We start from the raw sequence: 19105 nt of genomic DNA, 5'->3' as shown, positions 1-19105 counted from the left end.
AAGACTGTAGCGAAGCGTGCGGCTACAAAGCAGCCTGCGTCGAAGAAGGAGGCGGCGAAGCGTCCGGCTGTGAATACGCCTGCGAAGAAGGCCGCGAAGAAGAGCACGCCAAAGAAGCCTAGCCATCGTCCAAAGGGCCAGCCGATAGTGAGGTGAAACTCAGCGAAGTGGCCTGACTCGTTCCCCAGTCCGGCTCCGGACATAGTGCTCGGTCATGTCCCGGTTTTTGTGTGCCAGGAGCTTCTGTGAGTGTGCTAGATCGCCGGTGTCGGTTGCAGCCTTCGCTCGGATGTCCCGAAATTGAAAGCTGACCGTTGCGTGCTTCCGAGCCTTGTCGAAGCGTGAGCGCAATGCAAAGTAGGTCAGCGGCTGGCCGTTCTCGTCTTGAATGAGAAAGAGGCTGATCGCACGCCTTGGGCGCTCACTGATGCGGGCGATAACGGCGGCGAGTTCGCCAGTTACCTCGATGCCCAGTCTCGCCCCGGTCTTGTTTTGGGTGACCCAGAGCGCGCCGTCCCGAATGTCGGCGCATCGAATCTTGAGAACGTCGCTGGCCGGTTAGTAGGGCTAGGTCCATTGCGTCCACTACCGTGAAATGGGCGTGGGCCTTGACTTGCCCAAATTCGACGTCCGTGATGTACCTAGAACGCCCGCGTTCCTTGAACCCCTTAACCCCTTGGCATGGGTTCTGCGCCGCCGTGTAGCCCCATTCGCGGGCCTTGTTGAAGATGTGGGAGAACAGCGCTTTTTCGCGATTGGCACGAGCCGGCGCAACTTGACCGCGTAGGTCCATGTACTGCCGGATGTGCATTGGAAGGATCGCATCAATTGGCATCTGACCGAAGACCCGCAGCAGATGAATCAGTTCCTTGTCGTTGTCGGCCCGCGTGCGGATTGCCTTCGTGGGGTAGACCTCGCGCACGTAGCGGCGGGCGATCACCGATAGCAGTTTGCCCGAATCGTCGTCCTTGACGCCTTCACGCTGGGCCCAGAGGCGAAGAGCTTCAGAGCGATCGTTTGAAAGTTTCGTCCAGACACGAGGAGGGCTCCCGAAAGCCACGGGGGTCTGACAGCCTTTGCAGGTGTCCGCAGGCCCAAACGGTCCGCCTTAGCCTGCGGATGCGGCGCTTCTGGACGGACTCGGAATCGAATCCGATTTCTATGTGGTCTGGGCCACTTGTTTTAGATGGGACAAGCCCAGAGGGCGGCTGCGGCGCCCGGATCCCCCCGGACGGCGGGGGCCCCCCGGGCCACGCACCGCCAGGTGCAGCTTGGTTCGGAAATGTAGAAGGAAACGTCATATTCCCGCAAGGTACGGGAATATGGCGTCCCTGTCAAGGGACTTAGTGTTCCCTTATTTAAGGATCTCGCGCCAGTTGGTGCGGTCTACCTTCTCCTCGCCTGAAACGACTTTCCAGAAGTTGGAGAAGGTCTTGGCGATGGAGTAGCCGACGGAGCGCATCGACTCCGGCCCTTCTTCTTCGAATTCCTCGCGCACGCTGATGCCGAGGATTTCTTCGTATTTCTTGATGGTCTTCTTGCTGTGAAGGATGAAGAGCACTTTCCACCCAACGTGACGGCCAAGGACGTACATCCCCAAAGCCGACTCAAGTTCGTCGAAATTGCCGCTGAACCTGTGGACGGCCTTGTCGAACAGGTCGGCCATTCGCTGCGCCTGTTCTGCGGTTAGGGGAGGCGCTGAGACAGACTTGAACTTGGGAGCCTTTGCCATCTACTGAGGATAGCAGCTAAGGGAACCTGGGCAACCCTTCTCCGACCCGAGTTGCCCACCGCGTCGGTACGTCGCAAGCGCCGCCCACCGCCGTGGACAACTCTACAGCCGCTACTTATCGCTTGGGACGATGCGGCAAGGCCAGGAGCTTAAGAAGCTCCTCATGCTCGAGAACCGGCCGTTCGTAGCGCTTTAGAGGCGCGTCACTTTTCAGGTCAATGAGCGGGGTAAGAGATGAGGCGAAAGATTGCACGGCGAGCTTGTCTTGGATTGACGCAACTGTCACGTCAAGAGCGTTGAAATCCCCGATGACGTCACGTCTCGCCTCTCCAAGCTTTGAGTCTTCATTGGCATCGCCGGCAACAGTAACGAGGACGGACTCGGGCAGAAAGCCCTTCTTTCTAAGCGTCGCCATCTTGTGCGTCCACGCCGCTCCGTGATCGAGAACCTTTGTCGGCTCTGTATGGCCCAAATTCAGCGGCTTAATGATCTGGAGTGGCGTTTCATCGAGCGCAGTCGCAACAAACGGGAAGGCAGCATTGTACTCATCGTTGCCCACTCGCAAGTGTTGGTAGCGATCCGCCACCCCAAGGCCTTTCAGCACACCGCGCACAGTGCGCTCCATCAGAGCTTCTTGGTACTCACGAGTCACGAAGTTTCGTTCGACGTAGTACTTGAATAGTCCTTCGAGCTTTGCGACCGGATCATCCGCCATGACCAAGCGAGGCTCACCCATCCTCAGGATCGACGAAAGAGGCTTTGTCAGCTCCGTCCAAAGAGCGAATGCACCGACCTTATCGAATGATTTGAAGCGGCGGTCCGTGCCGAGCGGTTTGAATTCCGAGGCGACTCGTTGAAACTCTTCGTGAGCCTGTCGCATCACGGTTCGGAAGACCTTTCCGTCAAGTTCCTCAAAGAAACTTGTAATCCGCGCATAACGCGCTTTCATCAAACGAAAGCCGAAAAAGCGTGCAGACGGCGACAGCAACACTACTCCAACGTTCGCGAACTCACCAGTTTCGACGAACGGCACAAAACGGACAATTGCGTAGTGGCAGGCGATGGTCATGGAATTTGCCAGAACTCTTCGTTCAGACAGTCTTGGAGTTTGGCACGGATATCTTCCAAATTTAGATTTGAGGGTATGGTTTGCTCTTGGTCAATGAAGCCCCACTCCATGGGCACGTAAGAGCAAGCCTCGTCCCAGCAGTTCAACGCGGCCGTGAGCTTCCCGGCCCAGTATTGACGTCGTTCGAAGTCTGCACTTACTTCTGCCAACTTTTCTGCAAATACGTGAGTCTGCATGAAGGCGACGCGATCGATCTCGCCGAAGGCCAAGTTGTGATCAATGACTACCAGTCCTTCGTGCGGCGGGACTTCCCACAACAGATTCGGGTTGCCCCCAAGCTCCGTTAGCGTGCGATCTTCGTTTCGAATCCACCAATCAAATACCGCCAACGCTTCCGCAAGCTCCGGCGAAACGTCATGCACCCTGGCGAACACAAACTCGGTCGCTTGGACCACCAAGGATCCGAAGGCAGGGCCAGAACCAAGATCCGCTAGTTCGGGGTTGAGCACAAGGCCAGCCTCAATTAGTTCGATGGGAACCTCGGCGATGATTCCCTCGGGGACGGGAAGCCCCAGCTCGCGTGCAAGACAGAACCCCAAGACCTCCGCCGCTAACCCCATCCGACCGGCCGTCTTGCCTTTAACCCAGTAGGTGCGGTCATCGTCTCCGCGGCATAGGAATGGTCGCGTCCGACCTTGTTCGGAGCGCTCCAACACTTCAGTGATGCCTATCCGCTGCATTGGGGGGCAAGGCTAGCACAACCATTGCCAGTCACCTTCTACAATTCCGGCCCATTCGCGTCGCTTCCCAATGGAGAACCAAGTGCAGGCACCTGGGTATTTGTAGAAACCAGTAGCGCGAACTTGGCGGGAAGACACGACTTGCTAGAAGATTGAAAATCCGCGTGTCGGTGGTTCGATTCCGCCCCAGGCCACCACCATTGCAACCCGCATGAAATCTCGGTTTCATGCGGGTTTTGTCATTCTGGCGGCGCAGCGTCTCCTTCAGCCGTGAAGCGCCCTGCAGCGGCCGGCCGCACTGCGTTACCGGCGCCGCCCGCCGTCGTCGCGCTGTCGCCCGTTAGAACTTGATCTTCAGCAGCCGCGCGGCGTTGCCCCCGACGATCAGGTCGCGGTCCGCCTTGGGCAGGCGCTTGACCTGCGCCACCAGTCCCAGCGGGTCGTCCTCGCCCATGTCGTACGGGTAATCCGTTCCCAGCACCACATGGTCGGCGCCGTAGCGGTCGATCAGGCGCTTGAGCATTTCCGGATCGAAGGTGATCGTGTCGAAGTAGAACTTCTCCAGGTACGACGACGGCTTGCGCTTGATCACCGTGCGGCAATCGGGCCGGGCGCGCCAGGCATGGTCCATCCGCGCCCAGTAGTGCGCGATGAAGCCGCCGCCGTGCGCCACCACCACCTTCAGCTTGGGGTGGCGCGCCATCACGCCGTCGAAGATCAGGTGAGACACCGCCACCGTGGAATCCAGCGGATTGCCGATGACGTTGTTGAAGTAATGGTGCGTCAGGCGGTCGGCCTGCGTGTAGCCCAGGGGGTGCATGAAGATCACCACGCCCAGCTCCTCGCAGCGCGCGAAGAACTTCTCCAGCCCCAGGCTCGGATCGGTGAGGTTCTTGCCATTGACGTTGGTGCAGATCTCCACGCCGCGCAGGCCCAGGTTCTTCACGGCGTAATCGAGTTCGCGCACCGCCAGCTGCGCGTCCTGCAGCGGCACGGAGCCGAGCCCGACGAAGCGGTCGGGCGTGTCGGCCACCACCTTGGCGATGCCTTCGTTCACCTCGCGCGCCAGCTCGGCGCCATAGTCAGGCTCGGTGAAATAGAAGAAGTGGTACGGCGCCGGGCACACCGCCTGGATGTCCACGCCCATCCGGTCCATGTCCTTGAGCCGCTCGGTCACGCCCGACAGCTTGGGCGCCCGCGTCTTCATCTGCTTGACATTGGTCTCGCGCGTGAGCTCGTCGGCAAAGATGACGGTGGGGTCGTACTGGGCTGCGTTGAGCTTCGCGGTCTTCGCGTTCACCTCCGGGTTCAGGTAGTGGCAGTGCAGGTCCACCACCTTGGCCTTGCCGCTGCGGGTGCGCGCCACCGGCCGGGCACTGGTCGCGGCCTTGGCCGGGGCGGCGCGGGCGGCGGCGGAAAGAGGGCCGGAATGCTGGTGCTTCGGGTCGGTGCAGCCGGGCGTGCAGGTATAGAACACTGGTTTGTCTCCTTCGAATTTTTGCCGATCCTATGCTAACTTCGCGCATCGCACGAACGGGGAATACACCATGCACGTAGGCATCGCCGGCACCGGCAAGATGGGAAGCGCGATCGCACGGAGGCTGCTGTCGCTCGGCCACCAGGTCACCGTCTGGAATCGCACGCCGGAGCGGGCGCGGCCGCTCATCGACGAGGGCGCGCAGTGGGCGGCGACGCCGGCTGCGGTCGTGCCCGGCACCGACGCCGTCATCACGATCGTGACCGACGCGAAGGCGCTGCACGACGTGTACTTCGGTCCGGGCGGCCTCGCGACCGGCGATGCGAAGGGCCGGCTGTTCGTCGAGATGAGCACGGTGCCGGCGGAGACGCAGCGCGAGATGGCGGCACGCGTCAAGGCGGCCGGCGCACTGTACGTCGAATGCCCGGTCGGGGGAACCACCGGGCCGGCGGCGCAGGGCAAGCTGTTCGGGTTTGCAGCCGGCGACGCGCCGGACATCGAGCGCGCGCGCGATCTGCTGAGCCTGCTGTGCCGCCGGGTGGAGCACGTGGGCCCGATCGGCGCCGGCGCGATGATGAAGCTGGCCGTCAACCTGCCGCTGATGGTGTACTGGCAGGCGCTGGGCGAGGCGCTGTCGCTGATCGAGCCGCTGGGGCTGGACCCGTCCCGCGTGATGGACATCATCGGGGACACCTCGGGCGGCCCCAACCTGCTGAAGGTGCGGGGCGGTGCCATCGCCCAGGCGCTGGCGGGCCAGGACACCGGGCCGGTGAGCTTCGACCTGGCCAGCATGCGCAAGGACGTGCGCACGATGATCGACCAGGGCGCCTCGCAGCACTACCGGATGCCGCTGACCGAACAGACCCTCAGGATCTTCGACGACGCGATCGGCGCCGGCCTCAAGGATGCCGACTGCACCCAGCTGCCCGTCTGGTGGTTGCGCAAGGCCGGCAAGAGCAGCTAGGCCCGCGCCTGGATGCTGCTGCGTTGCGGCTAAGAAGCGCGCCGCGCTTTCCTGGCCGGCTTCGGCCCGCCCACCATCCGCTCGAGCACCGCGTACACCGCGGCCGTGTCGTCCTCGCCATGCCCCAGGGCCATCGCCGCGTTGTAGATCGGCATGCTGGCTGCGAACAGCGGCGCCGGCGTGTCGGTGCGCTGAAGCGCCTCCTGGATCAGGCGCATGTCCTTCTGCCAGATGGCGACCTTCATGGTGGCCTGGTCCCAGCTGCGGTCGACCATCATCGGGCCGCGCACCTGGAACATGCGCGAGCCGCCCGCGCCGTCCGCGACCACGCGCACGATCTGCGCCGCATCCAGCCCGGAGCGCTCGCCTAGGAGGATGGCTTCGGCCGTGGACAGGTTGTGGATCGCAACCAGCAGGTTGGCGACCAGCTTCATGCGGATGCCGTTGCCGAAGGCGCCGACGTCGTAGCGCACCCGCGCGAACCCATCGAACACCGGCGCGAACTCACCGATCGCGGCCGTGTCGCCGCTGGCGTAGACGGCCAGGTCGCGCGTGAGCGCCTGCGCGCCGGTCCCGGACAAGGGGCAGTCCAGCAAGGTCATGCCGGCGGCGGCGAGCGTGTCGCGGGCGCGCAGCTTCGCGGTCTCCGGCAGCGTGCTGGTTTCCGCCAGCACCCGGCCCCGGCCGCCGGCCGCCACCAGCTCGGCGCAGACGGCGTCCAGCGCCGCCTCGCTCGGCAGCGACAGCACGATGCGGCCGCAATTCTTCACCACCTCGGCGACGCCGGCGCACGGGGTGCCGCCCGCGCGCTTCAGGCGGGTGCGCGCGGCGGCCACCGGGTCATGGCCGAAGACCTGGAAGCCGGCTTTCACCAGGTTGGCGGACATCGCCGAGCCCATGATGCCCAGGCCGATCATGCCGACGCCTTCCGGCCCGGCTGCGCGCGGGGCGGCCTTGGCGCGGGATGGGGTGCGGGACGTTTTGCGTGCGGGCGCAGCAGCCATGTTGGTTCCGTGCGAAAAGTGGAAAGGGCGATTGTCTACGAGCGCGAACGTGGCGCCTTCGGCGCGGCGGCCTTGCGCGGCTGGCGCTGCGGCAGCCGGAACACGCCCTCGTCGGACAGGCTCGAGAATTGCCGGGCCAGCGCCTCGGCCACCTGCCGGATCGCCGGCGTATCCCGGCCCGACAGCGGCTGGGCGATGACCAGCATCCGGTGCAGGTTGACGTTGGCGACGTGGAAGGCGTCGAGCCGCCGCCCGTTCACATCCTGCTGGAAGGTGGAGGCGGGCATCAGGGTGATGGCCTGGCCGCGCAGCACCATGCGCCGGATCGCCTCCACCGAATCGACTTCGGCGGCAACCTCCAGCCTGCGGCCGTGCTTGCGCAACTGGTCCTCGATCACGATGCGCAGCCCCGAGGTGACGACCACCGGCTCGTTGCACAGGTCGTCGAGCGAAAACGACGGCTGGATGCCGCGCGCGCCGGGCGGCGTGACCACCAGGATTTCCTCGGAGACGGCCGGCTCCTGCTGCAGCATGGCGGTGCGGGGCGGGTTGGTCAGCACGGCCAGGTCGATGCGGCCCGTCAGCAGCAGGTCGAGCAGCGTGGAGCTGAAGCCCTCCACGATCTTGAGCTGGATGCCGGGAAAGTCCGCCCCCACCTGCGCCAGGCAATCGGGCGCCAGCATGGGGGCGAGGGTGGGCGACAGGCCCAGCGTGACCTCGCCTTCCACATCCCCGGCGCCGTCCTTCAGGTCGGTGCGCGCGAACTCGACCTCGCGCACGATGCGCCGGGCCCGGTCGAGGAAGCGCCGGCCGGCCGGGGTGAGCTGGATGCCGCGCGGCAGCCGGGTGAACAGGGTGCAGCCCAGCTCCTGCTCGATCATCTGGATCTTGCGGCTCAGCGCGGACTGCACGATCCCCAGCTCGCCCGCGGCATGGGTCACGCTGCCCAGTTCGGCGGCGAGGATGAAGCACTTCAGCGCGCGGATGTCCATCGTGTTTGTTCTAGAAGCCATCTCATTCTTGCATGGCTACGATGACAACATTGCGTTGGTACAGGGCGGACGGGTTGCTTAGCATCCATCCACGCAAGACATACCTGGAGCAAATTGCATGGATTCGATCGAAGTCGCCGTCATCGGCACCGGCTGGTGCGGTGGCATCCGCGCCGAGACCCTGGCCCGCCATCCGCTGGTGAAGGCGCTGCACATCGCCGAGGTGAACCCGCAGCGGCTGGCCGAGGTTGCCGCCCTCACCAAGCCCAAGACCGCCACCGCCGAATGGCGCGACATCGTCGCCAACGAGGCGATCGCCGCGGTCTACATCTCCGCCACCCCGGAGACCACCCACTACCCGATGGCCAAGGCCTGCCTGCAGGCCGGCAAGCACGTCTTCCTGGAAAAGCCGATCGCCATGGAACTGGACGAGGCGGACGAGCTGATCGCGCTGGCCCGCAGCAAGCACCTCAAGTTCACCATCGGCTACTCGCAGCGCTTCAACACCAAGTTCGCCTACGTGCGCAAGGCGATCCGCCAGGGCGAGATCGGAACGCCCGTCAGCGTGCTGGTCTCGCGCCACATCAGCCGCGCACTCGGCAAGAAGATCACCGGCCGCACCAAGCTGTCGCCGGCCGCGATGGAGTCCACGCACGACCTCGACTTCGTGCTGTGGTGCCTGGAGCCGGCCAAGCCGGTCCGGGTCTATTCGCAGAACAACTTCGGGGCCATCCAGCAGGCCAGCGGCGCAGCCGTGCCCGACCTGCAGTGGATCACGGTGACGATGGACAACGGCGTGTCGTTCGTGGTCGGGGGCGGCTGGAGCCTGCCGCCGAACTATCCCAACTTCTCCACCACCATGATCGAGATGATCGGCACCGACGGCGCGATCTTCGTCGACGACAGCCACAAGGACGTGGTGGTGCGTTCCATGAAGGACGGCATGCAGCTGCCGATGTCCTCCATGCCCGGCGAGAAGGTGGAACACGTCTGGGCCGGCCCGATGTCCGCCGAGACCAGCCACTTCCTGGACGCGGTGGTGCGCGACGAACCGGTGATGGTGACGCCCGAACATGCCCGCATGGTCATGGAGCTGTACATCGCGGCCGACCTCTCTGCGGAAACCAACCTGCCGGTTTCGCTGCCGCTGGCCCGGCAGCCGCTCGCCAAGGCCACCTGAGAGCGGCCGGCATCCCAACCAAAAAAAGCTGGAGACATGAACATGCATCACTTCCGTCGTCGCCTCGTGCTGGCTGCCGCCTTGGCGCTGCCGCTGCTGGCATTGCCCGGTCTGGCGCGGGCCCAGGCCTATCCCAACAAGCCGATCAAGATGATCGTGCCCTTCGCGCCCGGCGGCGCCTCCGACTTCGTGGCCCGCATCCTGACGATGCGGCTGTCGACGGAACTCGGCCAGACCGTCTTCATCGAGAACAAGGCCGGCGCGGCCGGCAACATCGGGCTCGACCTGGCGGCGATTGCCGCGCCGGACGGCTACACCGTGTTCCTCGGCAATGTCGGCACGCTGGCCATCAACCCGGCGATCTTCGGCAGCAAGCAGAAGACCACGGCAACCGACTTTGCGCCGGTCTCGCTGGTGGCCAACGCGCCTGACATCCTGATCGCCAACATGGCGGTGCCGGTCAAGACCGTCGGCGAACTGGTGGAGTACGCCCGCAAGACACCGGGCATGAGCTTCGCTTCGCCGGGCAGCGGCAGCCTGAACCGCCTGGAGATGGAACTGTTCCGCAGCGAGGCCAAGCTGGACATGGTGCACATCCCCTACAAGGGCGGCGCCGGGCCGGCCATCATCGACATCGTGGGTGGCCACGTCCCGATCATGTTCGTGCCCGTTCCCGCAGCGATGCAGCTGATCAAGGGCGGCAAGCTCAGGGCGATCGCGGTGGCGAGCGCCACGCGGCTGTCGACCCTGCCGGACGTGCCGACGCTGGCGGAATCGGGCTACCCGCAAGTGGTGGGCGGCTCCTGGCAAGCCATCATGTTCCCCAAGAACACGCCGGCCCCGGTGATCGCCAGATGGCACGCGGCGCTGGTCAAGGTGCTGGCGCGGGACGACGTGAAGGCGGAATTGATGCAGGGCGGCGTGGAGACGGCGACCAGCGCCTCGCCCAAGGAGCTGGCCGATTTCATCCATGACGAGGCCCGCCGCTGGGGCGCCGTCGCCAGGGCGTCGAACGCGACGGCGGATTGACGCACAAGAAGGACCAAGAGACATGACAGTTGCATCCCGTCCCATCGGCCTGGCCATCATCGGTGGCGGCCGCGTGGGCCTGTTCCGCGGCGAAGTCGCCGCCCGCCATCCGCTGGTCAAGTGGGTCGGCCTGGCCGAACTCAAGCCCGATCGCGCCCAGGAGGTCGGCCGCAAGATCGGCGCCAACTTCGTCACCGCCGACTACAAGGAATTGCTGGCCCGGCCCGAGGTGGATGCCGTGATCATCGCCACCGACGAACACCTGCACGTCGCACCGGTGCTGGAGGCGGCGCGCCTGGGCAAGCCGATGCTGATCGAAAAGCCGCTCGCCACCCGGGCCAGCGAATCGCGCCAGGTGATGGAGGCGATTGCCGCCGCCAAGGTGGACGCGGTGGTCGGCTACACCCAGCGCTTTCGCCGCCGCTGGCTGGCCGCCAAGGAAAAGGTCAGCACCGGCGCGCTGGGGGACGTCACGCTGGTCACCAGCCGCGCCTTCATGAACCGGCTGGTCGCGATCGACAACTACACGCGCACCGACGACCCCTCCAGCATCTCGCCGATGGTGATCTCCGGCACCCACGCGCTGGACATCGTCATGTGGATGATGCAGGGCAAGAAGCCGGTGGAGATCTACGCCAAGTCCAACGACAAGGCGCTGGGCCCGCAGTACAAGGGAATCGACTGCACCGCCGGCATGATCACCTTCTCCGACGGCAGCGCCTACCACCTGAGCATCAACTGGGCGCTGCCCACCAGCTGGCCGGGCGCGGTGTACAGCCTGGACGTCGGGATCGTCGGCACCGAAGGCGTGCTGACCATCGACGACACGCACCGCGACATCGTGCTGGCCGTGTCGCGCCCGCAGAACCAGGGCTACGCGCCGGACAAGCAGCGGCTGGTGGACTTCATGGGCAGCTACCCGCCGGGCGACATGGCGCTGGGCGAACTGCGCGGCCCGATGCGCGACGAAACCGAGTCCTGGCTGAACCGCGTGGGCGCCGGCTGGACCACCCAGGCCGCCACCGCCGCCGAAGCCCACATGAACCTGATCCTCACCAAGGCGCTGGACCTGTCCGCGCGCACCGGCAAGGCGGTGCGCTGCGAGGAATGGGACGCGCTCGAAGCCCAGCTGGATTGAATGCAAGCATGTTGAACATCGCAGTCATCGGCCTCGGGTGGTGGGGCCGCATCATCGTCGACAACATCCGCAACAGCGACAAGCTGCGCGTGGTGCGGGTCGCCGACGTCAACCCGGCGTCGGAAGCCTTCGCGCGGGAGCGCGAGATCGCGTTCTGCGCCAGCTTCGAGCAGGTGCTGGCCGACCCCGCGGTCCAGGGCGTCGTGCTCTGCACGCCGCATTCGCAACACACCGACCAGATCGTCGCTGCCGCCCGCGCCGGCAAGCACGTGTTCTGCGAGAAGCCGCTGTCGATGACGCGGGTCGACGTGCTGCGCGCGGTGGCGGCGGTGGAACAGGCCGGCGTCGCGCTGGCGGTCGGGCACGAAAAGCGCTTCGAACCGCCCATCCTGGAGATCATGCGGCTGGTCAAGGACGGCTCGCTCGGCATCCCGTTGCAGGTGGAGGCCAACTTCAGCCAGGACAAGTTCCTGGCGCTTGCCAGCGACAACTGGCGCCTGTCGGGCGCCGAGGCGCCGGCCGGCCCGATGACGGCAACCGGCATCCACCTGCTGGACCTGTCGATCGGGGTGTTCGGCGAAGCGGACACCGTGCACTGCAGCGTCAAGCAACTGGGCAGCCCGCTGACCAACGGCGACACGCTGGCCGCACTGGTCACCTTCAAGAAGGGCGGCCATGCGCTGATCACCGCGATCCTGGCGACGCCGTTCGCCGGCCGCTTTGCCGTGTACGGCTCCAAGGGCTGGGCCGAGGTGCGCGACAAGACCCATCCGGAGGCGCCCGAAGGCTGGACGCTCACCACGCACCTGCGCGGCGAGTCCCTGAAGTCGGTCGACATGCCGCCCGCGCCGGCCGTGCTGAACAACCTCGAGGCGTTCGCCGATGCGGCGCAGGGGCGGGCGCCCTATCCGGTGCCGCGCGAGCAGATGATCGCCAACGTCAGCGCGCTGGAAGCGATCTTTCGCTCCGCCAAGAGCGGCGGCATCGAGAAGGTCGAAGGCTGAAGTGGCGGATCCGGCCGGCACTCCCTTCGATGCGCGCGAACTGCGCCAGGTGTTGGGCTCGTTCGTCACGGGCGTGACCGTGATCACGACGGTCGATGCGGCCGGCAAGCCGCACGGCCTGACCGTCAACTCCTTCAGCTCGGTTTCGCTGGACCCGCCGCTGGTCCTGTGGAGCCAGTCGCTCAACGCGCCCAGCCACCCGGTGTTCCTGCAGGCCGAGCGCTTCGTGGTCAACATCCTGGCCGACGACCAGGTGGAAATCTCCAACAAGTTCGCGCGCGGCAACGCCGACAAGTTCGCCGGCTGCGCGACCGACCCCGGCCTCGGCGGCGTGCCGCTGATCCGCGGCAGCGCCGCCTGGCTGGAATGCCGGCGCATGGAAAGCTTCCGCGGCGGCGACCACATGGTGTTCCTGGGGCAGGTGGAGCGCATCGAGCGCACCGGCCGCCAGCCGCTGGTGTTCGGCGGCGGCCGCTACCTGGTGGCGCAGCCCCACGACCTGGGCGCGTTGCTGACCGAGAGCGGCCCCAACATCGCGCGGCTGCAGGCCGTGCGGCTGGCCACCCGCGCGGTGGTGGAACTGTCCGACGAGATCGACGAGACGCTGGGCCTCGGTGTCTGGGGCAACCACGGCCCCACCATCGTGCGGTGGGAAGAGGCCAAGCTGCCGGTGAGCGACAACCTGCGCACCGGCCTCGTGCTGCCGGTGCTCACCTCCGCGACCGGGCTGGCCTTCGCCGCCTGGCTGCCGCCCGAGCTGAGCGCGCCCTTCATCGATGCGGAACTGGCGCAGGACGGCAACGACCAGTTCCTTGCGGATGCGCGGGGCCTGCCCGAGCGGCTGGCGGAAATCCGCAGCCAGGGCTTCGTGCGCCTGGTCGGCATCGACGACTTCACCGAGCTGTACGGGCGCAGCATCAGCGCGCTGAGCGTGCCGGTGTTCGACCCGGACGGCGCGATGGTGCTCGCACTCACGGCCATCGGGGCCTCGGACCGGCTGGACACCAGCGACTCCGGGAAGGTCCTCGTCGGCATGCTGCGTTGCGCCGCCACACTCACTCAGCGCCTGCGCGGCAGCTCCGCGCCGGCCAGTCCATGAAACCTCGAACTGGAGTCCCCCAATGAAACTCGGCATGTTCATGATGCCGCTGCACCCGCCCGGGCGTATCGCGACGCAGACGCTGGAGGAAGACCGCCAGGCCTTCCTGCTGGCCGACCGGCTGGGGTACTGCGAAGGCTTCGTCGGCGAACACGTCACCGACCTGGCGGAGAACGTCACGTCCTGCCTGATGTTCCTGGCCTCGCTGGCGCACGAGACGAAGAACATCGTGCTGGGCTCCGGCACCATCAACATGCCCAACGGCCACCCGGCAGCGATCGCGGCGCAGGTGGCGATGCTGGACCACATCCTCAAGGGCCGCTTCATCATGGGCATCAGCCCGGGCGGCCTGATGTCGGATGCCGAGGTGTTCGGCAACTACCAGAAGAACCGCAACGCGATGTTCGTCGAGGGCATCAACACGGTGCTCAAGATCTGGGAAAGCGACGGGCCGCTCGACATCGAGGGCGAGTACTTCAAGGTCTCGACCAAGCAGACCGCGATCCCCGAAATCGGCCAGGGCATGATCCTCAAGCCCTACCAGCGGCCGCACCCGCGCATCGTCGGCACGGCGGTGGCGCCGTTCTCGCCCGGCGTCACCGAGATGGCCAAGCGCGGCTGGCAACCGATCTCGGCCAACTTCCTGCTGCCGGAGTGGGTCAAGTCGCACTGGCCCAAGTACGTCGAGGGCCGCACGGCGGTGGGCGCCAAGGCCGACGCTTCCGAATGGCGGGTGGCCAAGTCGATCTTCGTGGCGGACGACGAACAGACCGCGCAGCGCTATGGCAAGTCGCAGGCCGGCCCCTACCATTTCTACTTCAAGCAGCTCACCCGCAAGCTGCTCGGTGGCGGCCGCGGCAACCTGTTCAAGCTGGACCAGTCGCAGCCCGACAGCGAGATCACCCCCGACTACATCACCAACAAGCTGGTGATCGCCGGCACCGTGGACAGCGTGGTGGAGCAGCTGCTGGCCTTCCGCGAGACCACCGGCGACTTCGGCACGCTGCTGTACGCCTGCCATGACTGGGTCGATCCGGCGTTGAGCAAGCGCTCGATGGAGCTGATGGCGCAGGAGGTGATGCCGCGCCTGAACGCCGCCATCGGGAGCGCCGCATGAGCGCGAACGTCCTGCAGAAGCTGCGCGTCGGCGCCAGCGAGATCGCCTGCCGTGTCGACGGCCCCGCCGGCGCGCCGGCAGTGCTGCTGGTGCACGGCATCCTCACCGACCACCGCGCCTGGGATGCGGTCGCCGCCAGGCTGCAGGGGAGATTCCGCGTCGTGCGCCCTGACCTGCGCGGCCACGGCGCCGGCAGCGCGCCGGCGGGGCCGTACACGATGCAGGAGCTGGCCGACGATTGCGCGGGCCTGCTCGACGCGCTTGCGCTGGACCGCGTGCACTTCGTGGGCTCCTCGCTCGGCGGCATGATCGGCCAGCAGGTCGGCGCACGCCACGGCCATCGCCTGCTGTCGCTGACGCTGGCCAACACCGCGGCCGTGCAGGGCGCGCCGGCGTCATGGGATGAGCGGGTCGCAGTGGCGCGCAAGTCCGGCGTGGCCGCCCTGGCGGACGGCACGCTGCAGCGCTGGTTCACGCCCGGCTTCGCCGAACGCGCCCCGCAGGAGCTGGCGCGCATGCGCGAGCTGCTGTGCGGCACCAGCGTGGAGGGCTTTGCCGGCTGCGCGCAGGCCGTCCGCGACCTGTCCCAGCTGCAGCTGCTGTCCACGATCGCGGTGCCGACCCTGGTCGTGGTCGGAAGCGAGGACAAGGCCACCCCGCCCGAGCAAGGCAGGCAGATTGCCGACGCCATCCCCGGCGCCCGGCTTGTGACGCTGCCGGCCGCCCACCAGGCCGCGGTGGAGCAGCCGCAGGCGTTCTGCGATGCCTGGCTGTCCTTCGTGGACGGCCTGGGCAGCTGACGAATCACAACCAGGAGACAAGAATGACCAACCGCAGGGCCTTCCTCGCTTCGACCGCCGGCGCCATCCCCGGCCTGATGTTCTGCGGCTGCAGCCTGCTGCAGGGCTGCAGCACGCACGCGCAGACCGTCGGGCAGGCCGGCGCTTCTGCCTCGCTCGGGTTGCGGCGCAGCCGCGTGAAGACCATCGACGTGCACGCGCACTGCTTCTTCCAGGATGCGCTGGACGTCGCCAAGCTGGGGCTGAAGGACGTCATTCCCGCGCCGGTCAAGGGCACGCCCGAGCACATCATCGTGCTGGACCAGCGGCTCAAGTCCATGGACGCGATGGGCATCGACATGCAGGTGCTGGGCATCAACCCCTTCTGGTACCGGGAGAACGTCGAGATGGCGCGCGCGGTCTGCACCATCCAGAACGAGAAGCTCGCGCAGCTCTGCGCGCTGAAGCCGGACCGCTTCGCCGCGTTCGCGTCCCTCACGCTGCAGAACCCGCAGATCGCGGTGCAGCAGCTTGAAACCGCGATCAGGAAGCAGGGCCTCAAGGGCGCCGCCATCGGCGGCAGCGTGGCGGGCGAAGCCTTCTCCGACCCGAAATACCACCCCGTGTGGGCCAAGGCGCAGGAGCTGGGCGCGGTGCTGTTCATCCACCCCCAGAGCACGCCCGAGCTGAACAACCGGTTCCGCGGCAACGGCTGGCTGTCCAACGTCATCGGCAATCCGCTGGACACCACCATCGCGCTGGAGCACCTCGTGTTCGAAGGCACGCTGGACAAGTTCCCGGGGCTCAAGGTGCTGGCCGCGCACGGCGGCGGCTACTTCAGCGCCAGCTCGGTCCGCTCGGACGTGAGTTGCTATGTGTCGCCTTCGAGCTGCAACCCGGCGATCACGCTGAAGAAGAAGCCGTCCGAATACGCCAAGCAGATCTACTACGACTCGCTGGTGATCTCGCCCGAGGCGCTGCGCAACCTGGTCGCGCAGGTGGGCGCCAGCCAGGTGATGATCGGCACCGACCAGCCGATTCCCTGGAACGAGGCGCCCATCGACCACGTGATGGCCGCGCCCGGCCTGTCCGACGCGCAGCGCGACGGCATTCTGGGCCTCAACGCCGCCCGCCTGCTCGGCATCCCGACCTGAGGACGCGCGGAGCGTGCGCAGCAGGGCGCCGGGCCGCCGCCCTCACGCCAGCAGGCGCAGCAGCCGCTCCCGGCTGATCGGCAGGTCCGTGACCCGCTGGCCGACCGCGACGGACACCGCATTCGCGATGGCCGCCGCCGTCGGGCCTTGCGATGCCTCGCCGGCGCCGAGCGACGGGTTGTCGTGCGCTCCCACCAGTTGCGTCGCGATCGCCGGAACCTCGCTGAAGCGCAGCACCCGGTAACCCTCCCACCCCAGGGCAACGGGCCGGCCCCCCTCGAAGCGCACGGACTCCAGCGTCGTCCAGCTCACCGCCTGCACGATGCCGCCATCGAGCTGGTTGCGCACGCCGTCCGGATTCACCACCAGCCCGACGTCGGCCGCGCACCAAACGCGGCGCACCTGCACCTCCTGCTCCAGCGCCACCTCGGCGACCACCGCGCACCAGGCGCCGCGGCCCTTGTAGCGGGCCAGGCCGATGCCCCGCGTGAGCGCGTCGCCGGCCGCGCCCGGGCCATGCCAGTCGCACATGGCCAGCACCTGCCGCAGCACGGCAACGGCGCGTTGGTCCTGCAGGTGCGACAGGCGGAACTGCGCCGGGTCGCAGCCGGCGCGTTGCGCCAGTTCGTCCATCATTCCCTCGATCGCGAACACGTTGGCGAAGGCGCCCAGCGCGCGCAGCGCCGACGTGCGCACATGGGTGGTCGCCAGGCCGAGCGACAGGGAGCGCTGCCCCACTTGGTACAGCGGCTGCGCATTGCGGGTCGCGCCGCCGCCGCGGTCCTGCGGCACGTCGATGTCCTGCGTGCGTTCGAAGCGCGCATCCAGCGCCGGGGCCGCCAGCAGGTTGGGCGTGCCGCCGACGCCCGGGCGCATGTTGTGGCTGGTGCTGAGCACGTGCGTGTTCCAGCGCGCGATCCGTCCCTGGCCGTCCAGGGCGGCGCGGATCCGAACCGCCATGGGCGCGCCCAGCGGGCCTTCCCGCAGTTCCTCCTCGCGCGACCACTGCACGCGGATCGGCGTCCCCGGCAGCGCCGTGGCGACGAGCGCGGCATCCAGCGCCGCATCGTCGGCTCCGTTGTGGCCGTAGCAACCCGAGCCCGGCACGTGCTGCACGTGGACGCTGTCCGGCGCGAGCGCCAGCACGCGGGCAATCTGGTCGCGCAGCGGGAAGATGCCCTGGCTGTGCGTCCACACCTGCAGCACCTCGCCCTGCAGCCAGGCCACGCCGCAGCTCAGGCCGATGGACGCGTGGGCGATGAAGGGACGCGTCCATGTCGCTTCATACGCGGGGCCGGCCGCCGGTTCGCCGGCTCCCTCCGGCTCGATGATCGTCTGCACCGCCGGCTGGCGCGCCAGCCACGCTGGCGTCGCTTCATCCACCGCCGGCAAGGGTGGCGCGTCCCAGCCCACGCAGGTGCGCAGGACCTCCAGCGCCGACCGCGCCGCGCGCTGCGTCGGCGCCACGCAGCCCAGGAAGTCGCCACGGCGGACCCACTGCGCTGGCGTCCTGGCGGCGAAACGCTCCGCGTCGAAGCCGGCGATGCGCGCGCCGCGCACCGGCAGCCGGAGCGCAACCGCATGCTGCATCCCCGGCAGCACCATGTCATGCAGGAAGGCGCCGCCGCCGAACTTGGCGCGCAGGTCCGTGCGCGGCAACGCTTCACCGACGCTGCCACCCGCCTGTGCGGGAGCCATGCGGTCGTCCGCACCGATGGGGATCGCGAGCAACGCGGCGCCGTCGCGCCAGTAGCTCCAGCCGGTGGGCCGGCCGCCATGGCGCACTTCGCCGCCGCGCACTTCCAGCTCGCCGAACGGCAGGTCCAGGGCGCGGGCGGCCGCCTGCAACAGGCGCCAGCGCAGCACCGCGCCCAGCGTGCACATCACCGGCCCGGACTGCTCCAGCGACAGGCTGCCGACGGTGAAGCCCTCGTTGGGCCAGCGATGGGTGCTGGCGGAGCGCATGTCGACCTGCGCCGGCGCCACGCCCAGGCCATCGGCCACCAGCTGCGACAGCGCCGTGAGAATGCCCTGCCCCAGTTCGACCTTGCCGGTGCGCACCGTCACCCGTCCGGGCGTCTCGAAGCCGATCCAGAGCCCGGGATCGGGTTGCGCCGCCAGCGACGCAGGCAGCTGCAGCTGCATCAGAGCGCCCCTGCGCCTTCGCGCAGCGCCTGCCAGCTTGCCTGCACCGCAGCGACGATGCGCGGCTGCGCCCCGCAGCGGCAAAGGTGATCGTCCAGTGCCCGTGCGATGGCGGCGGGCGAGCCGTCGGCCGATTCGCGCACGAAGGCCAGCGAGCGCATCAGGATGCCGCTCAGGCAGAAGCCGCACTGGCCTGCCTGCAAGCGCTCGAACTGCGCCAGCAGCATCCGGCCTTCTGCGCTGGAATCGAGCGATTCGACGGTGGCGATGGACCTGTCCTGCAGATGGCCGGCCTCGACCTGGCAGGCCGGGCGCGGCGCGCCGTCCACCAGCACGACGCAGGCGCCGCAACGCTCCTGCCCGCAACCGTAACGCGTGCCCCGCAGCATCAGCTCGTCGCGCAGGTAATCGACCAGCGAGCAGCGCTCGCCCTGCGCCACCTCGCACGGCCGGCCGTTGACGCTGAATCGGACGTTCATCGG

19 protein-coding genes are annotated in these 19105 nt (G+C 67.2%); 9 read left to right on the top strand and 10 right to left on the bottom strand.

What is annotated here, in order from left to right; translation table 11 throughout:
- Positions 1 to 159 precede the first annotated feature (159 nt).
- The 6 genes from ACFPOE_RS01920 to ACFPOE_RS01895 all read right to left on the bottom strand — a co-directional run bounded on the left by ACFPOE_RS01920 (position 160) and on the right by ACFPOE_RS01895 (position 5018).
- Positions 160 to 522, bottom strand: a complete 363-nt coding sequence (locus ACFPOE_RS01920) for a tyrosine-type recombinase/integrase (RefSeq protein WP_376848787.1) — start codon at positions 520 to 522, stop codon at positions 160 to 162.
- Positions 422 to 940 carry a hypothetical protein gene (locus ACFPOE_RS01915; protein ID WP_376848306.1) on the bottom strand — a complete coding sequence of 173 codons (519 nt, stop codon included), beginning with the start codon at positions 938 to 940 and terminating at the stop codon, positions 422 to 424. The genes ACFPOE_RS01920 and ACFPOE_RS01915 overlap by 101 nt, the downstream gene beginning before the upstream one ends.
- A 414-nt stretch (positions 941 to 1354) precedes the next feature.
- A complete protein-coding gene (locus ACFPOE_RS01910; protein ID WP_376848305.1) occupies positions 1355 to 1666 on the bottom strand; it encodes a hypothetical protein in 312 nt (103 codons plus the stop codon).
- A gap of 181 nt (positions 1667 to 1847) precedes the next feature.
- Positions 1848 to 2801, bottom strand: coding sequence for a DUF3037 domain-containing protein (locus ACFPOE_RS01905; RefSeq protein WP_376848304.1), 954 nt, complete (start codon positions 2799 to 2801; stop codon positions 1848 to 1850).
- Complete coding sequence (locus ACFPOE_RS01900) at positions 2798 to 3514, bottom strand: HipA family kinase (protein WP_376848303.1); 717 nt, start codon at positions 3512 to 3514, stop codon at positions 2798 to 2800. Before ACFPOE_RS01900 ends, ACFPOE_RS01905 begins: the two co-directional genes overlap by 4 nt.
- 367 nt (positions 3515 to 3881) lie before the next feature.
- Positions 3882 to 5018 (bottom strand): amidohydrolase family protein, encoded by a 1137-nt coding sequence (locus ACFPOE_RS01895; protein WP_376848302.1) that lies wholly within the window; start codon positions 5016 to 5018, stop codon positions 3882 to 3884.
- A 70-nt stretch (positions 5019 to 5088) separates the two neighbouring features.
- Here ACFPOE_RS01895 and ACFPOE_RS01890 point away from each other — a divergent pair, with 70 nt between their 5' ends.
- Positions 5089 to 5982: an NAD(P)-dependent oxidoreductase gene (locus ACFPOE_RS01890; protein ID WP_376848301.1), complete on the top strand. Its 894-nt coding sequence runs from the start codon at positions 5089 to 5091 to the stop codon at positions 5980 to 5982.
- Between the two features lie 29 nt (positions 5983 to 6011).
- On the opposite strand, the gene ACFPOE_RS01885 is transcribed toward ACFPOE_RS01890, so the two are convergent.
- Together ACFPOE_RS01885 and ACFPOE_RS01880 are read right to left on the bottom strand one after the other, a co-directional pair.
- A complete protein-coding gene (locus tag ACFPOE_RS01885) occupies positions 6012 to 6899 on the bottom strand; it encodes an NAD(P)-dependent oxidoreductase (protein ID WP_376848300.1) in 888 nt (295 codons plus the stop codon).
- A 122-nt stretch (positions 6900 to 7021) separates the two neighbouring features.
- Positions 7022 to 7999 (bottom strand): LysR family transcriptional regulator, encoded by a 978-nt coding sequence (locus ACFPOE_RS01880; protein ID WP_376848299.1) that lies wholly within the window; start codon positions 7997 to 7999, stop codon positions 7022 to 7024.
- 97 nt (positions 8000 to 8096) lie between these two features.
- On the opposite strand from ACFPOE_RS01880, the gene ACFPOE_RS01875 reads away from it, so the two are divergent.
- Genes ACFPOE_RS01875 through ACFPOE_RS01840 form a run of 8 tightly spaced genes read left to right on the top strand, consistent with a single transcriptional unit; the run spans position 8097 to position 16478 of the window.
- On the top strand, positions 8097 to 9158 hold the full coding sequence (locus ACFPOE_RS01875) for a Gfo/Idh/MocA family protein (RefSeq protein WP_376848298.1): 1062 nt from the start codon (positions 8097 to 8099) through the stop codon (positions 9156 to 9158).
- 42 nt (positions 9159 to 9200) lie between these two features.
- Positions 9201 to 10187, top strand: coding sequence for a Bug family tripartite tricarboxylate transporter substrate binding protein (locus tag ACFPOE_RS01870; protein ID WP_376848297.1), 987 nt, complete (start codon positions 9201 to 9203; stop codon positions 10185 to 10187).
- Positions 10188 to 10209: 22 nt separating this feature from the next.
- Positions 10210 to 11325: a Gfo/Idh/MocA family protein gene (locus ACFPOE_RS01865; protein WP_376848296.1), complete on the top strand. Its 1116-nt coding sequence runs from the start codon at positions 10210 to 10212 to the stop codon at positions 11323 to 11325.
- An 8-nt stretch (positions 11326 to 11333) separates the two neighbouring features.
- Positions 11334 to 12329, top strand: a complete 996-nt coding sequence (locus ACFPOE_RS01860; RefSeq protein ID WP_376848295.1) for a Gfo/Idh/MocA family protein — start codon at positions 11334 to 11336, stop codon at positions 12327 to 12329.
- Position 12330: 1 nt separating this feature from the next.
- Complete coding sequence (locus ACFPOE_RS01855; RefSeq protein WP_376848294.1) at positions 12331 to 13428, top strand: flavin reductase; 1098 nt, start codon at positions 12331 to 12333, stop codon at positions 13426 to 13428.
- Positions 13429 to 13450: 22 nt separating this feature from the next.
- Entirely contained in the window at positions 13451 to 14545 is a 1095-nt protein-coding gene (locus ACFPOE_RS01850) for an LLM class flavin-dependent oxidoreductase (RefSeq protein ID WP_376848293.1), read from the top strand.
- Positions 14542 to 15345 carry an alpha/beta fold hydrolase gene (locus tag ACFPOE_RS01845; RefSeq protein ID WP_376848292.1) on the top strand — a complete coding sequence of 268 codons (804 nt, stop codon included), beginning with the start codon at positions 14542 to 14544 and terminating at the stop codon, positions 15343 to 15345. Before ACFPOE_RS01850 ends, ACFPOE_RS01845 begins: the two co-directional genes overlap by 4 nt.
- A gap of 23 nt (positions 15346 to 15368) precedes the next feature.
- Positions 15369 to 16478 (top strand): amidohydrolase family protein, encoded by a 1110-nt coding sequence (locus ACFPOE_RS01840; RefSeq protein ID WP_376848291.1) that lies wholly within the window; start codon positions 15369 to 15371, stop codon positions 16476 to 16478.
- A gap of 42 nt (positions 16479 to 16520) precedes the next feature.
- Here the strand turns inward: ACFPOE_RS01840 and ACFPOE_RS01835 are convergent, their stop codons facing one another.
- Together ACFPOE_RS01835 and ACFPOE_RS01830 are read right to left on the bottom strand one after the other, a co-directional pair.
- Entirely contained in the window at positions 16521 to 18623 is a 2103-nt protein-coding gene (locus ACFPOE_RS01835) for a xanthine dehydrogenase family protein molybdopterin-binding subunit (RefSeq protein WP_376848290.1), read from the bottom strand.
- A complete protein-coding gene (locus ACFPOE_RS01830; RefSeq protein WP_376848289.1) occupies positions 18623 to 19102 on the bottom strand; it encodes a (2Fe-2S)-binding protein in 480 nt (159 codons plus the stop codon). Before ACFPOE_RS01830 ends, ACFPOE_RS01835 begins: the two co-directional genes overlap by 1 nt.
- Positions 19103 to 19105 lie beyond the last annotated feature (3 nt).

Origin of the sequence: Caenimonas terrae, from assembly GCF_042655405.1 — a bacterium.
GTDB classification, from domain to species: Bacteria; Pseudomonadota; Gammaproteobacteria; order Burkholderiales; family Burkholderiaceae_C; genus Ramlibacter; species Ramlibacter terrae_A.
The sequence above is the reverse complement of the archived record's forward strand: the minus strand, read 5'-3'. Positions and strand labels throughout refer to the sequence as shown.